The 18,260-nt window shown below is 60.2% G+C and carries 18 protein-coding genes; 12 read left to right on the forward strand and 6 right to left on the reverse strand.

Features of this window, described 5'->3' with window-relative positions:
* Positions 1-6: 6 nt before the first annotated feature.
* The 7 genes from AC4CWF_RS03535 (at position 7) to AC4CWF_RS03565 (ending at position 6,508) form a co-directional block, all read left to right on the forward strand.
* Positions 7-1,539: an ABC transporter substrate-binding protein gene (locus AC4CWF_RS03535; RefSeq protein ID WP_491283760.1), complete on the forward strand. Its 1,533-nt coding sequence runs from the start codon at positions 7-9 to the stop codon at positions 1,537-1,539.
* Positions 1,540-1,707: 168 nt separating this feature from the next.
* Entirely contained in the window at positions 1,708-2,661 is a 954-nt protein-coding gene (locus tag AC4CWF_RS03540; protein ID WP_491283761.1) for an ABC transporter permease, read from the forward strand.
* On the forward strand, positions 2,661-3,479 hold the full coding sequence (locus AC4CWF_RS03545) for an ABC transporter permease (protein WP_491283762.1): 819 nt from the start codon (positions 2,661-2,663) through the stop codon (positions 3,477-3,479). Before AC4CWF_RS03540 ends, AC4CWF_RS03545 begins: the two co-directional genes overlap by 1 nt.
* A gap of 21 nt (positions 3,480-3,500) precedes the next feature.
* Positions 3,501-4,895, forward strand: coding sequence for an amidase (locus AC4CWF_RS03550; RefSeq protein ID WP_491283763.1), 1,395 nt, complete (start codon positions 3,501-3,503; stop codon positions 4,893-4,895).
* Positions 4,896-5,168: 273 nt separating this feature from the next.
* Positions 5,169-5,495 carry an ElaB/YgaM/YqjD family protein gene (locus tag AC4CWF_RS03555; RefSeq protein ID WP_491283765.1) on the forward strand — a complete coding sequence of 109 codons (327 nt, stop codon included), beginning with the start codon at positions 5,169-5,171 and terminating at the stop codon, positions 5,493-5,495.
* 2 nt (positions 5,496-5,497) lie between these two features.
* Complete coding sequence (locus tag AC4CWF_RS03560) at positions 5,498-5,944, forward strand: hypothetical protein (RefSeq protein WP_491283766.1); 447 nt, start codon at positions 5,498-5,500, stop codon at positions 5,942-5,944.
* 51 nt (positions 5,945-5,995) lie between these two features.
* A complete protein-coding gene (locus AC4CWF_RS03565; RefSeq protein ID WP_491283767.1) occupies positions 5,996-6,508 on the forward strand; it encodes a Dps family protein in 513 nt (170 codons plus the stop codon).
* A gap of 50 nt (positions 6,509-6,558) precedes the next feature.
* Here AC4CWF_RS03565 and AC4CWF_RS03570 read toward each other — a convergent pair whose 3' ends face one another.
* A complete protein-coding gene (locus tag AC4CWF_RS03570) occupies positions 6,559-7,317 on the reverse strand; it encodes a Crp/Fnr family transcriptional regulator (RefSeq protein ID WP_491283768.1) in 759 nt (252 codons plus the stop codon).
* A 131-nt stretch (positions 7,318-7,448) separates the two neighbouring features.
* On the opposite strand from AC4CWF_RS03570, the gene AC4CWF_RS03575 reads away from it, so the two are divergent.
* Positions 7,449-7,829 carry a hypothetical protein gene (locus tag AC4CWF_RS03575; protein ID WP_491283769.1) on the forward strand — a complete coding sequence of 127 codons (381 nt, stop codon included), beginning with the start codon at positions 7,449-7,451 and terminating at the stop codon, positions 7,827-7,829.
* Here the strand turns inward: AC4CWF_RS03575 and AC4CWF_RS03580 are convergent.
* Entirely contained in the window at positions 7,809-8,375 is a 567-nt protein-coding gene (locus AC4CWF_RS03580) for an RNA polymerase sigma factor (protein ID WP_491283770.1), read from the reverse strand. The genes AC4CWF_RS03575 and AC4CWF_RS03580 overlap by 21 nt on opposite strands.
* The gene (locus AC4CWF_RS03585) at positions 8,372-8,554 is read right to left on the reverse strand and encodes a NepR family anti-sigma factor (protein WP_491285182.1); all 183 of its coding nucleotides are present in this window, start codon (positions 8,552-8,554) and stop codon (positions 8,372-8,374) included. The genes AC4CWF_RS03580 and AC4CWF_RS03585 overlap by 4 nt, the downstream gene beginning before the upstream one ends.
* A gap of 165 nt (positions 8,555-8,719) precedes the next feature.
* Here AC4CWF_RS03585 and AC4CWF_RS03590 point away from each other — a divergent pair, with 165 nt between their 5' ends.
* Both AC4CWF_RS03590 and AC4CWF_RS03595 read left to right on the forward strand, forming a co-directional pair.
* Positions 8,720-9,514: a response regulator gene (locus tag AC4CWF_RS03590; RefSeq protein WP_491283771.1), complete on the forward strand. Its 795-nt coding sequence runs from the start codon at positions 8,720-8,722 to the stop codon at positions 9,512-9,514.
* A gap of 351 nt (positions 9,515-9,865) precedes the next feature.
* Positions 9,866-10,876, forward strand: coding sequence for a sensor histidine kinase (locus AC4CWF_RS03595; RefSeq protein WP_491283772.1), 1,011 nt, complete (start codon positions 9,866-9,868; stop codon positions 10,874-10,876).
* A gap of 330 nt (positions 10,877-11,206) precedes the next feature.
* On the opposite strand, the gene AC4CWF_RS03600 is transcribed toward AC4CWF_RS03595, so the two are convergent.
* From AC4CWF_RS03600 to AC4CWF_RS03610, 3 genes are all read right to left on the reverse strand, one after another.
* A complete protein-coding gene (locus AC4CWF_RS03600) occupies positions 11,207-12,070 on the reverse strand; it encodes an ABC transporter permease (protein WP_491285184.1) in 864 nt (287 codons plus the stop codon).
* 49 nt (positions 12,071-12,119) lie between these two features.
* Positions 12,120-13,130 (reverse strand): ABC transporter permease, encoded by a 1,011-nt coding sequence (locus AC4CWF_RS03605; protein WP_491283773.1) that lies wholly within the window; start codon positions 13,128-13,130, stop codon positions 12,120-12,122.
* A gap of 71 nt (positions 13,131-13,201) precedes the next feature.
* Positions 13,202-14,902, reverse strand: coding sequence for a peptide ABC transporter substrate-binding protein (locus AC4CWF_RS03610; RefSeq protein ID WP_491283774.1), 1,701 nt, complete (start codon positions 14,900-14,902; stop codon positions 13,202-13,204).
* Between the two features lie 312 nt (positions 14,903-15,214).
* On the opposite strand from AC4CWF_RS03610, the gene AC4CWF_RS03615 reads away from it, so the two are divergent.
* Both AC4CWF_RS03615 and AC4CWF_RS03620 read left to right on the forward strand, forming a co-directional pair.
* Positions 15,215-16,378, forward strand: coding sequence for a M20 aminoacylase family protein (locus AC4CWF_RS03615; protein WP_491283775.1), 1,164 nt, complete (start codon positions 15,215-15,217; stop codon positions 16,376-16,378).
* Between the two features lie 27 nt (positions 16,379-16,405).
* Entirely contained in the window at positions 16,406-18,253 is a 1,848-nt protein-coding gene (locus tag AC4CWF_RS03620; protein WP_491283776.1) for an ABC transporter ATP-binding protein, read from the forward strand.
* Positions 18,254-18,260 lie beyond the last annotated feature (7 nt).

Raw genomic sequence — 18,260 nt, forward strand, 5'->3', positions numbered from 1 at the left:
TCGAGAATGGGAAGCACATTCCTTCGTGCATCGACAGCGCTTTCGCGCCGCGCCGTGCTGGGGCTGGCACTGGCGGGAAGCCTCGCTGCCGGCCTCCACGGCACGGCCGAGGCGGCGACGAAAACCACGCTGACGCTTGGCATGTCTGTCGAGCCGCCGGGCCTCGATCCGACGGTTGCAGCCCCGGTCGCCGTGGGTCAGGTCACCTGGCAGAACGTCTTCGAAGGCCTCGTCACCATCAACGAAAAGGGCGAGATCAAGCCGCAGTTGGCCGAGAGCTGGACGATTTCCGAGGATGGCCTCACCTATACGTTCAAGCTGCGCAGCGGCGTGACCTTCCACGACGGCGAAGTGTTCGATTCCTCCGTGGCGAAATTCACGCTCGACCGAGCGCGCGGCCCCGAGAGCACCAACGGCCAGAAGCGTTTCTTCCAGGCGATCGATACGATTGAGACGCCGGATGCCACGACGCTGGTCCTGAAGCTGAAGGCGCGCAACAGCAGCCTTCTCTACTGGCTCGGCTGGCCGGCCTCCGTCATGGTGGCGCCGAAAAACGCTGCAGATGCCAAGACCAACCCCATCGGAACCGGCCCGTTCAAATTCGTCAGCTGGACGAAGGGCGACCGCGTGGAGCTTGCCGCCAACCCGGACTATTGGGACAAGTCGGTGAAGGTGAAGCTGGAAAAGGTCGTTTTCCGCTTTGTCGCCGATGCGCAGGCGCAGGCCGCAGCCCTGAAATCCGGCGATATCGACGCCATCCCGGAATTTGCAGCCCCCGAACTGATCGAAGACCTGAAGGCCGACAGCAAGCTCGCGACCGTCATCGGCAATACTGAGCTGAAGGTCGTGGCCGGCATGAACAGTGCCAAAAAGCCGTTCGATGACAAGCGCGTGCGACAGGCGCTGATGATGGCGGTGGATCGCAAGACGCTCGTGGAAGGCGCTTGGTCGGGTTTCGGCACGCCCATCGGAAGCCATTATACGCCGAACGACCGCGGCTACGTGGACCTCACCGGCACGCATCCCTACGATCCGGAAAAGGCAAAGGCGCTGCTGGCCGAAGCCGGTTATGCCAACGGGCTCACCTTCACCATCAAGGCACCGCAGATGGCCTATGCGCAGCGCTCCTCGCAGATGCTGCAGGCGATGTTTGCCGAAATTGGCGTGACGCTTAACATCGAAACCACCGAATTTCCGGCGAAATGGGTGGCGGATGTGTTCAAGGGCTCCAACTACGACATGACCATCGTTGCCCATGCCGAACCCATGGACATCGATATCTATGCGCGTGATCCCTATTACTTCAACTACAAGAACCCTGCTTTCAACGACGTGCTGAAGAAGGTGGAGGAAACCACCGATCCGGCAGCACAGGAAAAGCTCTATGGCGATGCGCAAAAAATCCTCGCGGACGACGTGCCGGCGCTTTATCTTTTCGTGATGCCGAAGCTTGGCGTGTGGAACAAGAACCTCACCGGTCTCTGGGAACACGAGCCGATCCCCTCCAACGTGCTGACCAACGTCTCCTGGACGCAGTGATGCACGCCGGTCCCGGCGCCTGCCAACCCGCCGGGACCTTTTCCTCATCCACGAGACGATTATGATCAGTTCAGGTGCTTGGCCCTTCTGCCACCACGCGGAAGGGAAGGGGATTTTTGCGCACGGATTTCAGCCGTGCGGGCAAAAGCCCCGCTGCGGAGAAATGCGATGATCCTGTTGCTGGTCGCGCGGCGGTTTGCCGGGCTTTTGCTGACGCTCCTGATCGTGTCCGTGCTGATCTTCGTCATCATGGATCTTCTGCCGGGTGATCCCGCCTCCGTCATGCTTGGCACGTCGGCAACGCCAGAGACGCTGGCGGCACTTCAGCGCCAGCTGGGGCTCGATCAGCCGCTGGCGCTTCGTTATCTTACCTGGATTGCGGCGGCCTTCCGGGGCGATCTCGGCACGTCCTATACCTATAGTGTGCCGGTGGCCGGCCTCATCGCCGAGCGGCTGGCGGTCACCGTGCCGCTGTCGCTGCTGGCGGTCGCGCTTTCCATGGCGATTGCCATTCCGCTCGGCGTCATCTCGGCCGGGCGGCGCAACAGCCTTGTCGATTATGGCGCAAGCGTGCTGTCGCAGGTGTTTATCGCGGTGCCCGGCTTCTGGGTTGGCCTGCTGCTGGTGATGCTGTTTTCGGTAACGCTCGGCTGGATGCCGGCGGGCGGATTTCCGGGCTGGGATGCCGGTGTCTGGCCGGCGCTGAAGGCGCTGATCCTGCCGGCGGTGGCGCTGGCGCTGCCGCAGGCGGGTGTTCTCACCCGCGTCACCCGCACCGCCGTGCTGGAGGTGATGAACGAGGATTTCGTCCGCACCGCCCGCTCCAAGGGGCTTTCGGAAAAGACGGCGCTCTGGGTGCATGCCGTGCCCAATGCGCTGGTGCCGGTCGTCACCATTCTCGGGCTGCAATTCACCTTCCTGATTGCCGGCGCGGTGCTGGTGGAAAACGTCTTCAACCTGCCGGGGCTCGGGCGGCTTGCCTATCAGGCGCTGACACAGCGCGATATCATCGTCATGCAGAACGTCATCCTGTTCTTTTCCGGCCTCGTCATCATCATGAATTTCCTCGTGGATCTCGCCTATCTCGCGATCGATCCGAGGCTTCGGGCGGGAGTGCGCTGATGCGGTATCTGCTACGCCGCCCGATCCTGCTTTCGGGCCTCGTCATCACCACTTTCCTCTTTGCCGTGGCACTTCTCTCGCTGGTCTGGACGCCGCTGCCGCCGACAAAAATGCAGATCATCCATAAGCTGAAGCCGCCGCTCGATGTCGGCTTCCTTGGCACCGATCATTTCGGCCGGGATATCGCCTCGATGCTGATGGTTGGCGCGTGGAATTCGCTGTCCACCTCGCTGCTCGCCGTTGCCATCGGGGCAACGCTCGGAACGCTGGTCGGCGTGGTTGTGGCGGCTGTGCGCGGTTTTACCGAAACTCTGGTCATGCGCGGCTGCGATATCATCTTTGCCGTGCCACCCATCCTGTCTGCGATGATGCTCGGCGCTTTCATGGGGTCGGGGCGTTTTACCGCGATCATCGCCATTGCCGTCTTCATGGTGCCGGTCTTCGCCCGTGTGACGCTCGGGGCGGCCAACCAGATCTGGACCCGGGATTACGTGACGGCGGCCATCGGCATGGGCCGCAACCGGGCAAAGATTACCATCACCCATATCCTGCCCAATATTTCCAACCAGATCATTGTGCAGGTGACGATCCAGCTCGGCCTTGCCATCCTCACCGAAGCCGGTCTCAGTTTCCTCGGGCTCGGCATGCCGCCGCCGACGCCCACCTGGGGGCGTATGCTGTCTGATGCGCAGACCTATCTTGGCCAGGCGCCGTGGATGGCGCTGATGCCGGGCATGGCCATCGCGCTCGCGGTGCTCGGCCTCAACATGCTGGGCGATGGCCTGCGTGACCTTTTAGACCCTCGTGACCAATCCTGATTTCAGATCGAAGACATCACCATGAATGAATTGCTGACACTGACCATCCGGCAGGTCCGGACCCTCTTTGCCGAAAAAAACCTGTCGCCGCTGGAATACTGGCAGGCGGTGGAAGAGCGCGTGGCCGCCTTCGAGCCACATATCTGCGCCCTTTACCTCTATGACCCCGAAAGCGCCCGCGCCCAGGCCAAAACCTCGGGCGAGCGCTGGATGAAGGGCGAAACGCTCGGCCTCCTCGATGGCATTCCGCTGACGCTGAAGGAACTGATTGCAACGAAGGGCGATCCGGTGCCGCTCGGCACGAAAGCCGTCGAACTGGTTCCGGCGCTTTCCGATGCGCCAATTGCCGCCCGCTGCCGGGAAGATGGCGCGGTGTTCTTTGCCAAGACCACATGCCCCGATTACGGCATGTTGTCGTCGGGCCTGTCGAGCTTCCATAAACTCAGCCGCAACCCCTGGGATCTCAGCCAAAATCCCGGCGGATCGAGCGCCGGGGCGTCTGCGGCCGCCGCCGCCGGCTTCGGCCCCTTGCATGTCGGCACCGATATCGGCGGCTCCGTGCGGCTTCCGGCCGGCTGGACCGGCATTTTTGGCTTCAAGCCCAGCCAGGGGCGCATTCCGGTCGATCCCTATTATGTCGGGCGCTGCGCCGGACCGATGACGCGAACGGTGGAAGACGCCGCCTTTTCGATGGCAACGCTGTCGCGGCCCGACTGGCGCGATGGCACGTCGCTGCCGCCCAATGATTTCGATTGGCTGGACCTCGATATGGATGTGCGTGGCCTGAAGATCGGGCTGATGCTGGATGCCGGAACCGGTCTTGCCCTCGAAGAGGAGGTCCGCGACGCGGTGGTGGCGGCCGCACGGATTTTCGAACAGGCCGGTGCTGAAATCGTGCCCGTCGGTCCGGTCATCACCCGTGCCATGCTGGATGGTCTCGACAATTTCTGGCGCTCCCGGTTCTGGGGCGATATCGAGGCGATGCCGCAAGCGCGTCGCGAAACCATTCTGCCCTATATCCACGACTGGGCAAAGGGGGGCGCCGATGTCTCTGGCGTCGATGCCGTGCGCGGCTTTAACCAGACCATCGAGATGCGAAAAACCTGCGGAAAGCTGTTCACCACGGTCGATGCGGTGATTTCGCCGACCAATCCCATCGTCTCCTATCCCGCCGAATGGGCGTCCCCCACCAATGATCCCGCCGCCCCCTTCGAGCACATCGCCTTTACCGTGCCGTGGAACATGTCGGAACAGCCGGCCTCCTCGATCAATTGCGGTTTTTCGCGTTCGGGCATGCCGATCGGTCTGCAGATTGTCGGGCCGCGTTACGCCGATCAGTTCGTGCTGAAACTGTCAAAACTGTTCGAAACCCTGTCGGGCGGCATGCCGCGCTGGCCGGAACCGCCACAGCGCTGACGCTTCCTCACGGCCGCGGTTGATCTCGCTCAAGGCTTCTTCGCGTGCGCGTCTTTAGAACGGAAGAAGCCTTCCAGCCTGTGTTCATCGAGGTTCAACCGGCGCACCGACATCCTTTGGAACAAAACGACGGCATCGTCGTTGACGGGCGAACCATTGCAGCGCCGGGCATTTGTGAACAATGCGGGAAGGCTGTCTGTAACGCAGTCAGGAGCTTGTCTCGCACGATGTTGATGTGGGTCGGGCGTGTCGTCACGTTTCAAGGAGAACCGAATGTCCATGAATTCGCCGAATGAATTTCCGCGCACCGGCTCGCAGGCCGATATTGAATTGCAGCTTCAGCAGCTGCGCGAAGATATTGCAGCGCTTGCCCGCACAGTGGCCGCTGCCGGCTCCAACAAGGCGGAAGATCTGAAGGGCCGCGCCAAGCGCGCTTCGCATGATGCAATGGATGCTTCCGCCCAGATGATGGATGCGGCAAAGGCCCAGGCGATGTCGATGGAACGCGATCTTGAACGCCAGATCCGCACCAAGCCGTTGCAGTCGGTTGCCATTGCCGCCGGTGTCGGCTTCCTGTTCGCGCTCCTGTCGCGCCGCTGATCATGGGCGGTCTTGCGCCTCTCCTGATGTCGCTGGTGTCGATGGACGTCAGCGCCACCGTCAGCCGGCTTCGACGCAACACGGTTCTTTATGTCATCGCGGCTCTGTTCGTGCTGACGGCCTATGGGGCCGCGGTTGCAGCCTTTGCCGTCTATCTTGCGACCATGATGAGTATTGCCGCAGCGCTCGGCATCGTTGCCGTTCTGGCGCTCGCTTTTGCGCTGATCGTGTTTTCCGTGGTTCTCCTCAAGAACAAGGCCGAGGAAAGGCGAAGGCGGGAACAGGCGTCCAGCAACCGTGCGCTGATGATCACGGCCGCGCTCTCGGCATTGCCGATCCTCATGAAATCGCGACCGCTCGCGGCTGCAACTATCCTGGGTGGCATCACGCTCTTTGCGATGCGCGCAATGGGTGGCAACCCTGACGACCCTGCGCAGCCGGACCCGTAATGCCGGCTGCCCTTCCACACGCTTGATACTTCCCGAAGAAGGAGACGTCCCATGGCGACTGCATCCGCTGTCCTGAAACACAAGTCCCACGACGAGAACATCAATATCGGTCTCGAAAAGGCCTACCGGGATTCCATCGCCGAAAGCCTGTCGCAGATCCTTGCGGCCACCTATCGGCTGACGATCAAGAGCCACATCTACCACTGGAACGTTGTCGGCCCGCTGTTCAAGCCATTGCATGAACTCACCGAGGAGCATTACGGAAAGCTGTTTGCCGCCGTCGACATCATTGCCGAGCGCATCCGCGCCCTTGGTCATCTGGCCCCGGCAACCCTCGGCGAAGCGGCCGATTTTGCCCCAAAATCCGGCGATGTCGGCAAGCTGACGGCGCTTGCCATGGTCGAGGACCTGATTTCCGACCATGAAACCGCGGTCAAAGCCATGCGCAAGGCGGCCGAAGACGCGGATGAAGCCGGTGACGTGGTGACGGCAGACATGCTGACCGATCGCCTGGCCTTCCATGAAAAGGCGCTGTGGATGCTGCGCGCCATCGTGTCGGAATAGTCAGCCTCAACGGGCACTGGATACGGTTTGTTTCCTCGGGCCAGCGCTCCTCAGATAAAGGGGCGCTGGCCTTCTTCGGTTGGCCGCCAGCCGGCAATGTCGAACAGTTTTTCGCGCTCCAGCACTTCCGAGCCGCGATCGAGCCAGCGCAGCACATGGGCGTCTGAAAGGCGGCGCAGCGTCTTGTTGGTGTGAACCAGCGACAGGCCGAGCGTATCGGCCACGTGCTGCTGAGTGAGCGGCAGGATTTTTGGGCCTTCCTCGTTGAAGATGCCGGTCACGTGGGCGCGGTGGTCGAGGAATGCGAGAAGATAAGCCGCCCGTTCCAGCGCCGTGCGCCGCCCGATGCTCAAGAGGTGCTCGTCCAGCATGGATTCCTCGCGCGAGGCGATCCACGTCAGGTCGTAACCGAGCGACGGATGCTGGCGAAACAGCGAGGTCAGCCGATCGCGTTCGAAGATGCACAGCGTCATCCGCGTCAGGGCTTCCACGGAATGCAGCATTTCGCGCATCAGGTTGCCCTGCAGGCCGACGAGATCGCCGGGCAGGATGTAATTGAGGATCTGCCTGCGGCCATCCTCCAGGATCTTGTAGCGAAACCCCCAGCCGGCCATCACCGTATAAAGCTGCGGATGCATCTCACCCTCGACGATGATCGTGGCGCCTGGATCGGCGGCCAGTTCGCCGATCTTGAAGCTGGAGACGAAGCTCAGTTCATCCTGCGTGAAATCGCGAAAGGTGTCGCGGCGCCGCAGTGGGCAGAGGTTGCAGGGGATGCGGGGAGGACTGAATGGTTTCATTTGAGCCATGAACGGACCGGAGGCGAAAGATTGAACCATTCTAACCCAAGAATGCGACACAGCATGTGTCTTTTTTAAATGACCCCCTGCGATGGGAGTGGTCTACGGCATTGCTCACGTCATCAACCGGGAAACACCGTGTGCATGTCCTCGTTATCGATGTCGAATATCTCGTGGCTCTCGAGGCTGAACAGGTCTTGACCGAACGACTGGGGTGTATGGTGGATATCGCTGTCCCTCGCGAGATCCCGCAATCCCTGGAAAGCCGCCGGTTCGACGTTCTTTTCCTGAACACATCCCTGTTGTCGCCAGCAGTGGAAGACGCCATCCGGCGTCTGCAGGCATCTGGCGTTGGTGTGGTATTCTCATCGATCGATCGCATGCATCAGCGCGGGATGCCGGCTTTTCCCGGCATCCGCGTGATTAAACGTCCATTTGATGATCAGGAGCTTGTGGAAAGCGTGAGCGATGCCGCCGGCGCTCGTGACGCCGTGCGCAGATCAGCTGCCGAAGGCGCGTGAGGTAATTGCCGCATCGCCTGGATCCGGGCCGAAATCGCTTTCGCCGGAAACACCGAGAATTTCCTGCAGTCTTGAGCGGGCGCGGGAGACGCGGCTCTTGATCGTGCCGACGGCACATCCGCAGATCGTCGCGGCTTCCTCATAGGCAAAGCCGGCAGCACCGACCAGAATGATGGCCTCGCGCTGATCGTCAGGAAGCGTGTCGAGCGCCTTGCGGAAATCCTGCAGATCGAGACGGCCATATTGTTCCGGGTGAACGGAAAACCGCTCGCTGAACAACCCGTCGGTATCTTGCACTTCGCGGCCGCGCTTGCGCATCTGGCTGTAGAATTCATTGCGCAGGATGGTAAAAAGCCACGCGCGCATGTTCGTGCCCGCCGTGAAGCTGCCCTGGTTTGCCCAGGCCTTCATGATCGTGTCCTGCACCAGATCGTCCGCCTTATCGTGGCGTCCTGTCAGGGACACGGCGAAGGCGCGCAGATTGGGCAAAGATGCCAATAGGTCGCGCTTGAAGGCGCGATCGACGTCCTCGTCCTTGGTGGTCATTTTGATTTTACCGCCTTGGCGTTTTTTTCCGCCTCGTCCAGACGCTCGAGAAGTTCCAGAAACCGATCCGGAATGCCTTCCTCTTGCACAGCGTCGTAGAATTCCCGCAATTTTCGGGATATCGACGCGTTCGGCTGCATTGCGCCCGGCCGGAAGTTGTTCGATTGTGCTGTTGTCATCTTATCTTTGTTTCTGGTCTCGTCGTCACTCATCACAGGCGCCTGTTGCGATATCGTTCCGTTAAATGCGTAGCTCGAAAAAAAGTTCCGCGTGTTTGGAACTTTTTTTTGCCGCATCCGTTGATACCACGTTAATTGCCCGCTGGGCATCAGGGGAGATTCTGAATGTCACTTACCTCACGCGTTGCGTCCCACCTTCCTTACCTGCGCCGCTACGCCCGCGCAGTCACAGGATCGCAGACCTCGGGGGACGCATATGTTGCTGCGGTCTTGGAGGCATTGATTGCAGATGTTTCCATTTTTCCGGAAACGTCCAAGGACCGCGTTTCGCTTTACAAACTCTTTGTCGCCATTTTTGGTTCCACGTCGATCGAGATCCGTCCGATCGAGTCTCCCTTTGCCTGGGAGCAGCGGGCCGTGGCCAATCTTGCCAATTTGCCCTCGCAGGCACGCCATGCCTTCCTGCTGATTTCGGTGGAAGGTTTTACCATCGAGGAAACGGCAGAAATTCTGGGCGCGGAAGTCGAAGAGGCCACGCGCCTGCTCGATGAAGCCTCGCGCGAGATTTCCCGCCAGGTCGCAACGGACATCATGATCATCGAGGACGAGCCGTTGATCGCGCTCGACATCGAGCAGATGGTGCAGGATCTCGGCCATCGCGTCACCGGCATTGCCCGCACGCACAAGGAAGCGGTTGCTCTCTTCCAGACATCGCAGCCCAAGATGGTTCTGGCCGATATTCAGCTCGCCGACGGAAGTTCGGGCATCGATGCGGTGAACGAAATCCTGAAATCCTCCAGCGTGCCGGTGATCTTCATCACCGCCTTCCCGGAACGTCTTCTGACCGGCGAACGTCCGGAACCGGCTTTCCTGGTCACCAAGCCTTTCAACCCTGATATGGTCAAGGCGCTGATCAGCCAGGCGCTGTTCTTCAACGATACGGTGAAGGCTGCGGCCTGATCTGTGTCAAAACATTTCGACGCCCATGATGGCATGACGGTTTTTCGGGAACATTCGTTAGAGCGATGCGTTCAGTCGCAGCTAACAATCATCGGAAGTCGCTCTGTCATCATGGTGTCGAGTGCTTCCCATCAAGAAAAGAAGACAGTTACGGCCGTTGCGCATCTGGCGCGGTTTTAAGATGACGCGTGCCGATAAGGGCATCGGCACCTGTCTTCATTGTGGTTTATTCATGGCCGGTTGGGTTGTCCCTCCCTGGCTTAGGGCCTATAAAGGCGTTTCATTGGCCGGGTTGCGGCGTTTGCAACCTGCATGTTTTTAAGGCCAATAGGAAAGGGCGGAGTAGAATTGTTGTCGCATCAGCTGACATGGCAACAGGCTGGTGAAAGTGACGACAAGCTGCGTGAGTTCTTCATGCCTGCCCTTGTCGATCTGGGTGCCAGCGTGATCATCCAGGATCTCGATCGCAATTACCTGTTTGTGACCAACCTCCCGTCCGTATGGACCGCCGGTTTGACCGAATCCCCGAGCGACAGAAGTCTTTTCGGTGACGATATCGCTGAAAAGCTCAGAATGCTGAAGGATGGCATTACCGAAGCGGGCGTGAAGAAACATCTGGAGATTTCCGTCAATTCCGATGAGATCTACGAGTTTCGGGTCCAGGCTGTCGCATTGTCGGCAGGCGGCCTTCATCTTGTCACCACCATCGTCGACCGATCGGAGGAGCGCCATCGCGAGCGGCTGCTGCGTGCGCTTCTGCGCGAGGTCAGCCACCGCTCGAAGAACCTTTTGGCGATCATCCAGAGCATTGCCCTGCAAACGGCGCGATATTCCGTCTCGCTCGACATGTTTCTCAACAAGTTCCGCGGCCGGCTTTATTCGCTGTCGCAGTCGCAGGATCTGATCACCGATTCCAGCTGGCGCGGCGCCTATTTCTTTGAACTGGTGCGCCAGCAGACGGACAAGTACCTGCCGGAAAACCAGCAGCAGGTGAAGGTGAGCGGCGACGACGTTCTTTTGTCGCCCAATGCCTCGCTGCATCTGGGGCTTGCCCTTCACGAACTGATCGTCAACGCCGTCAGTCATGGTTCACTCGTCAAGAGCGGCCGCGCCATCGGCATCAGCTGCAATCGTGTTCAGGCAAACGGTCAGGATTCGCTGGAAGTGCGCTGGGACGAGGGGCTTGCCCCGATGGCGAACCGCACCGATCCGCGTGAAGAGGAAAACCTCAAGGCGCATTTCGGCAGCACTGTGCTGGAACGTGTTGTGCCGGCGTCCGTCAATGGCAAGGCCCATTACGTGATCACGCCTGAGCGTATCAGCTACAGCCTGGTCTTCCCGTTGGAACACGCGTCCGAATAATTTTTTGCGCGGCCGCTTTAGGCGGCCCATGTTGCGCTGATGCTCTCCTAATTTTCCCGAAAATTATTGGAAAATTTGGCATAAAAAAACGGTCTCGATTTCCGGAGAAATCGAGACCGTTGGTCTCTTCGAGGGGGATGAAGAGGCACCTGGAAGCTTTGAAGGGCGGGGGACGGGGGCGCTTCCAGATGTACTAAGAACGAGCGGCCCGCTTCTTGGTTCCGCAGTTTCTCAAAAAAATCATTATTTTTTTCGAACCCCGATGCGGCGACCTTACGCCATGGAAAAGGCGCCCCCGAGAGGGCGCCTTACCAAGTGGTTTGTATGGTCTCAGTTGGTGACGGTGCGGGGATCAAGCGCGTCGCGCACGGCATCGCCGACATAGTTGATGCTCAACACCGTCAGCGAGATCGCAAGTCCCGGCCACATGACACGCGAGGGCGTGATCTGCAGAAAATTCGTGCCGTCAAACAACAGGCGCCCCCAGGTGGGGAAGTCGGAGGGAAAGCCGAGCCCGAGGAAAGACAGCGCCGATTCGGTGATGATGGCGGAGGCAATGCCAAGCGTTGCCGACACCATGATCGACGACAGGACATTCGGCAGGATGTGCCGGAGCACGATGCGATATTCCCGCATGCCGCTGCTTTTGGCCGCCAGGATGAATTCCTGGCTTTTCACCGCCAGCACATCGCCGCGCACGATGCGGGCAGTGTGCATCCAGCTCGTAATGCCGATGACGAAGACGATCAGGATGAAGATGCCGGTTTCCGGGCCGAAGGCTGTGCGCAGCGTATCGCGAAACAGCAGGATGATCACCAGCAGGAGCGGCAGGAGCGGCAGCGCCAGAAAGAGGTCGGTCAGCCGCATCAGAGGCCCGTCCAGCCGGCGGAAATAGCCGGAGAGCACGCCGACCAGTGTGCCGAGCAGCAGCGACAGCAGCATGGCGGTCATGCCGACGGCAAGCGAGATCTGGCCGCCGGCCATCACCTGCGCCAGCATGTCGTGCCCCAGATTGTCGGTGCCGAACGGATGCAGCAGCGATGGCCCCTGGTTCTTGGCGCGGATATCGATCTTGTTGGGGTCGATCGTGTGGATGAACGGCCCGACATAAACGATGAGCAGGATGGCGATGAACACGATGAGGCCGGCAACGCCGCCCTTGTGAGCGGCAAATTTCCGCCGGAACAGCGCCATCGGCGTCTCATTGGCGGCGCGGGTATCGGCGAGAATTGCGGCGGCTGTGTCAGTCATAGCGGATCCTCGGATCAAGGATGCCGTAGAGCACATCGGCAATCAGGTTGAACAAAACGATGAGGACGGCAAAGATGAAGGTCAGCGTCTGCACCAGCGGAATATCGGCGCCCTGCACGGCGGTGATGAGCAATTGTCCAAGCCCGTTCACGCGAAAGATCTGCTCGGTGATGATGGCGCCGGAAAAGATGGTGGGCACGCCAAGCGCAATGACGGTGACGACAGGGATCAGGCTGTTGCGCAGCACATGCACCAGAAGCACGGCCTTTTCCTTGACACCCTTGGCACGCGCCGTGCGCACATAATCCTGGCTGAGATTGTCCAGCATGGAGGCACGCACGAACCGGGTGATCTGCGAGGCGTTATAGAGCGACAGCACAAGAACCGGCAGGAACATCTGCCGCATCTGCGCAATCAGGCTCGACCAGTCGTTGACGACGAGATTGGTGTCGTAGATCGACGGAAACCACTGCAGCCAGGACGAAAAGATCACGATCAGCAGCACGCCGGTGAAGAAGGTCGGAACCGAATAACCGACCATGGTGACGAAGGTGCCAACCTGATCGAAGATCGAATATTGCCGGTAGGCGGAGATGACGCCGACGGGAATGGCAAGCAGGATGCCAAACACATAGGCCAGGCCGACAACCCAGAGCGTCTGGGGCATGCGCTGGACAATGAGGTCCACCACGGGGCTGCGGGTGGCCCAGGAGAGCACGCGCATGCGGTTACCATCGCCGAATTGCCAGCCGGTCATCTGTTCGAGAATGTTGAGCGGTTCATTGACGAAGAATTGCTGCAGCCATTTCAGATAGCGGATCAGGAACGGCTGATCGAGGCCCATGGCGGCCCGGATCTGTTCGCGCACTTCCGGCGGAATGGTCAGCGGCAGGTCGCCGAGCGGGTCGTTCGGCGCCAGATCGAGCAGCGCGAAGATGACGAAACTTATGACAAGCAGCGTCGGTACGGCAAACATCAGTCGCCGGATCGTGTAGGTAAACATTCATTGGTCTCCAGACGTCCGCGGAGAAGCAAATGCCGGCTCCGCAGAGAGCGGAACCGGCGTTCAGTGTGTTACTTCTTGCGGGACCAGTCTGCGACGTTCCACAGTTCGGAATCCCAGGCATTCATCTTGACGCCCTGAAGCGTCACGGCCGTTGCCGAAATCTGGCCGCGGTGAATGAGGGGAATGTGGGCGCCTTCGGCCGTCAGCATGTCATTGGCCTTCTTGGCCAGCTCGGCACGCTGCTTCAGGTCGGCCGTCTTGGACAGTTCGGCGACGATCTTGTCATAGGCCGGGTTGCAGTAACGCGGCATGTTCTGGCCCTGCCAGCCGTTGGCCGGGGCCGGGATCTTGTTGCACAGCCACTCGGTCAGGTATTTTTCCGGGTCCGTGCCATCGAAGTTGTTGGTGTACATTTCCACGTCGGCATAAAACTTCTGGAACGTGTCAGGGCTTGCCGGGTCACCGCCGAAGAAGACGGAGGCCGAGATGTTGCGCAACTCGCTGGCCACGCCGATCTGCTGCCACCAATCCTTGACGAGAGCCTGGGTGCCCTGGCGAACCGAGTTGGTCGAGGTCTGGTAGAGGTAGGACAGCTTGACGCCATCCTTGGCGCGGATGCCATCGCCACCCTTTTTCCAGCCGGCATCGTCGAGCAACTTGTTGGCGCCTTCGATGTCCTGCTTCAGGCACCAGTCATTGGCCGTCGAAATGTAGATATCCGGAGCAGGCACGATGTTGCAGGTGGGCTTGCCGGCTGCGCCATACCCGGCTTCGTTGATGATGTCGCGGTCGATTGCCATCGACAGTGCCTTGCGCACGGCCGGATCCGACAGCGACGGATGTTTGCCGCCTTCGACGGTCGAACGCTTGTCACCAAGCGCCGGATCGGGGTTCGTCCAGTTGAGGTTGATACGCTCGACCTGCGTACCGAACGCCGTGACGAGCGTGCCCTTGCCGGCCTTCATCATGGTTTCGAGCACTTCCGGCTCGACCTGCATGTTCCAGCCATAGTCGAATTCGCCGGTTTCGAGAACCGCACGCGCCGCCGAGGCCGCATCGCCGCCGCCCTTCAGGGTGACGGAGGCAAAGGCCGGCTTTGCCGCATCCCGAAAATTCGGGTTGGCGGTAAAGGTGATCACGTCGTTCGGCTTGAATTCCTTGACGACGAAGGGACCAGTGCCGATCGGGCCGAAATTGGCGGACGTGCAGCCGGGAGCCTTGGCGCCGACGCAATCCTTGAACTGCGCCTTCTGGATAACAGGAGACTGGGCGCCGACAAAAGCACCGTAGGGGTAATATTTCGGCTCGGCGAAGGACACTTTGACCGTCTGCGGATCGACGGCTTCGACCTTCGTGATGCCTTCATACTGGGCCTTCTGGGCGCAACCGCCATCGGGTGCGGTGCAATACTGCCAGGTGAAGACGACGTCGTCAGCCGTAAACGCGCTGCCGTCCGACCACTTGACGCCCGGCTTGATCTTCCAGGTGATGCTCTTCATGTCGGAGGCGACGCCGCCATTGGCAACCGTCGGGATTTCGCTCACCAGCCATGGCACCAGCGTTCCGGTTTCGTCGTAACGCGCCAGCGGTTCGATGACCATGGAAGAGCTGTAGACTTCTTTTGTGCCGCCGGAGAGATACGGGTTGAGGGTGGAGACCGCCTGCCAGAACAGGATTTTCAGGTCGCCATCGGTTCCCCGCGCCTGCGCTGCGCCGCCAAGCGCCAGTGCGGCCACGGTGCCGGCCAGCAGGATTTTCAAGCTCTTCATTCTTTTCCCCTTGAAGATATATTTTTGAGATGTCTTGGCCGCGCCTCGGCCCTGGTCGTTTCAGACCTATTCCTGCCCCGCTGTTTCCTCCCAGCCGGGCGTGAATTGCTTTCCTCGTCTCCTTGCGTGACGGTATCCCGCTGCCGGCCTTTCCGGCTCGTGCAGAGGGCTGTGACCAAAATTTAAGCTATCTAAGCACAAGCCTATTTTACGTTCAAGGACGAAAATTGAAGCTTGCAAAATGCGCGAAGGACGTCGCAATATCCCCGCCATCTGAGGGAAACAGCTTAAAAGACAAACGAGGTTGCATCAATGCCAGTTCTCAATCGCGCTGCCGAAATGCAGGACGAAGTCGCCGGGTGGAGACGTCATCTGCATGAAAACCCGGAGCTTTTGTATGATGTCATCCACACCTCCTCGTTTGTTGCGCAAAAACTGAAGGCCTTCGGCTGCGATGTGGTGGAGACCGGCATCGGCCGCACCGGCGTGGTCGGCCTCATCAAGGGAACGCTGGGAGATGGCCCGGTCATTGGCATGCGCGCCGATATGGATGCCCTGCCGATCCTCGAAGATACCGGCGTCGCCTGGGCCTCGAAGACCCCCGGCAAGGCCCACTCCTGCGGCCATGACGGCCACACCGCCATGCTGCTCGGAGCGGCCCAGTATCTCTGCGAGACCCGCCGTTTCGCAGGCTCGGTCGCTGTCATCTTCCAGCCGGCCGAAGAAGGTGGCGCTGGCGGCCTTGCGATGGTCGAGGACGGCATGATGGAGAAGTTTGCCATCAAGGAGGTCTATGGCATGCACAACTCTCCCGGCCTGCCGCTCGGCGATTTTTCACTGCGCAAGGGCGGGCTGATGGCCGCCGCTGATTCCTTCGATATCGTGGTGAAGGGCAAGGGCAGCCATGCCGCCCAGCCGCATGTGTCCGTCGATCCGGTGCTGACGTCGGCGTACATCATCATCGCGTTGCAGTCGATTGCCTCGCGCGGGGTCGATCCGCTGAAATCGGTTGTCGTCTCCGTGACCACGACCCATGGCGGCGATGCCTATAATGTCATTCCGATGGAAGTGAAGCTCACCGGCACGGTGCGTACGCTCGATCCTGACGTGCGCGAGTTTGCTGCAAAGCGCCTCGTCGAAGTGGCAGAGGGCACCGCCCTTGCTCATGGTGCGGTGGCCGAAGTCACCTATCACCGTGGTTATCCGGTGACCGTCAATCATCCCGACCAGACGGATTTTGCAGCCTCAATCGCTGCAAACGTGTCTGGCGAAAAGCGGGTGGAAACCAATGCGGCGCCGAAAATGGGCGCGGAAGATTTTTCCTACATGCTGGAAGCGCGCCCGGGTGCCTTCATCTTCCTCGGCGTCGGCGAAACGGCAAACCTGCACCACCCGGCCTATGACTTCAATGACGAGGCGATCCCCTATGGCATCAGCTACTGGGTCACGCTTGCCGAAACGGCGCTTGCGGCCTGATCCGTCAGCCAGATTAAGGGGAATTCCGTGCTTCTGTCAGACACATTTTCAGCAGGCGCCGGCGGAACGGTAACACCCGTTCTCTCCGTCGAAAATCTCACCACGTCCTTCCGGGTCAACGGCCACTGGCGTTCGGTGGTGCGAGATATGAGCTTTTCCATCGCCCCGCGCGAGACGGTGGCAATCGTCGGCGAATCCGGCTCGGGCAAGAGCGTCACCTCGCTCTCCCTGATGCGGCTTTTGCCAAAATCGTCCAGCAAGATCGAGGGCAAGGTCATGCTCGGCGGCCGCGATCTTCTGTCGCTGCCGGAAGAGGAGATGCGCAAGGTTCGCGGCAATGACATCTCGATGATTTTTCAGGAGCCGATGACATCGCTCAACCCGATTTTCCCGATCGGCAAGCAGATCGCCGAAGCGCTGACCGTGCACCAGAACATTTCCTTTGCCGATGCAAAGACGGAAGTGCTGCGTCTGCTCGACAAGGTGCGCATCCCCAACGCCAAGGGGCGTTTTGACGAATATCCGCACCAGTTTTCCGGCGGCATGCGCCAGCGCGTGATGATTGCCATGGCGCTCGCCTCGCGTCCGAAACTGCTGATTGCCGATGAGCCGACGACGGCGCTCGACGTCACCATCCAGGGCCAGATCCTCGATCTCATCAAGGATCTGCAGGAAGAGGAGGGCATGGCGGTTCTCTTCATCACCCATGACATGGGCGTTGTGGCCGAGATTGCCGACCGCACCATCGTGATGTTCCGCGGCGATACGGTGGAAACCGGCGCCACTGACGACATTTTCCATCGCGGCCGGCATCCTTACACCCGCGCGCTTCTGGCAGCTGTGCCGCGCCTCGGCTCGATGCAGGATCGTACGCTGCCGGCGCGGTTCCCGATTATCGATATCCAGTCCGGCGATGCCATGCCGCTCATCGACGTCACCGATACGGTCGCCAAGGGCAAGACACCGATCCTCGAAGTGAAGGACCTGACGACGCGTTTTGCCATCCGCTCGGGCATTTTCGGGCGCCAGACCGGCGCGGTCCATGCCGTGGAGAAGGTGTCCTTTGATCTCTACGAGGGCGAAACCCTGTCGCTGGTCGGCGAATCCGGCTGTGGAAAATCGACCACCGGCCGCTCCGTCACCCGCCTTGTGGAACCGACAAGCGGGCAGGTGACGCTCGACGGCTATAATGTGATGAACCTCGACCGCACGACGCTGCGCACCATGCGCCGCTCCGTGCAGATGGTTTTTCAGGATCCCTTCGCCAGCCTCAATCCGCGCATGAGCGTCGGGTCTGCGGTCATGGAGCCGTTCATCGAGCACAATCTCGGCTCAAAATTCGATGCACGCGACAAGGCGGCCGATCTCCTCAAAAAGGTCGGTCTGTCGCCGGACATGATGCGGCGTTATCCGCATGAGTTTTCCGGTGGCCAGCGTCAGCGCATCGCCATTGCCCGCTCGCTGATGCTCGATCCGAAGGTGATCGTGGCCGACGAGGCGGTATCTGCGCTCGATGTGTCGATCAAGGCGCAGGTGTGCAACCTGCTTCTCGATCTGCAGCAGAGCCTCAACCTCGCCTACCTGTTCATTTCCCATGATATGGCGGTGGTCGAGCGCGTCAGCCATCGGGTCGCGGTGATGTATCTCGGCGAGATCGTTGAAATCGGCCCACGCGCCGCCGTTTTCGACAATCCGCAGCATCCCTATACGAAAAAGCTGATGGCCGCCGTGCCGGTGCCGGATCCGGCCCGCCGCAGGATCAAGCGCAACTTGTCGACGGACGAGATCAAGAGCCCGGTTCGCGCCGCCGGTTACGTGCCGCCGGTGCGCGAATATCGGCAGGTGTCGGAGGGGCATCTGGTGCAGGTGGAATAGGCTACGG

The organism is Neorhizobium sp. PAMB6630, from assembly GCF_058242775.1.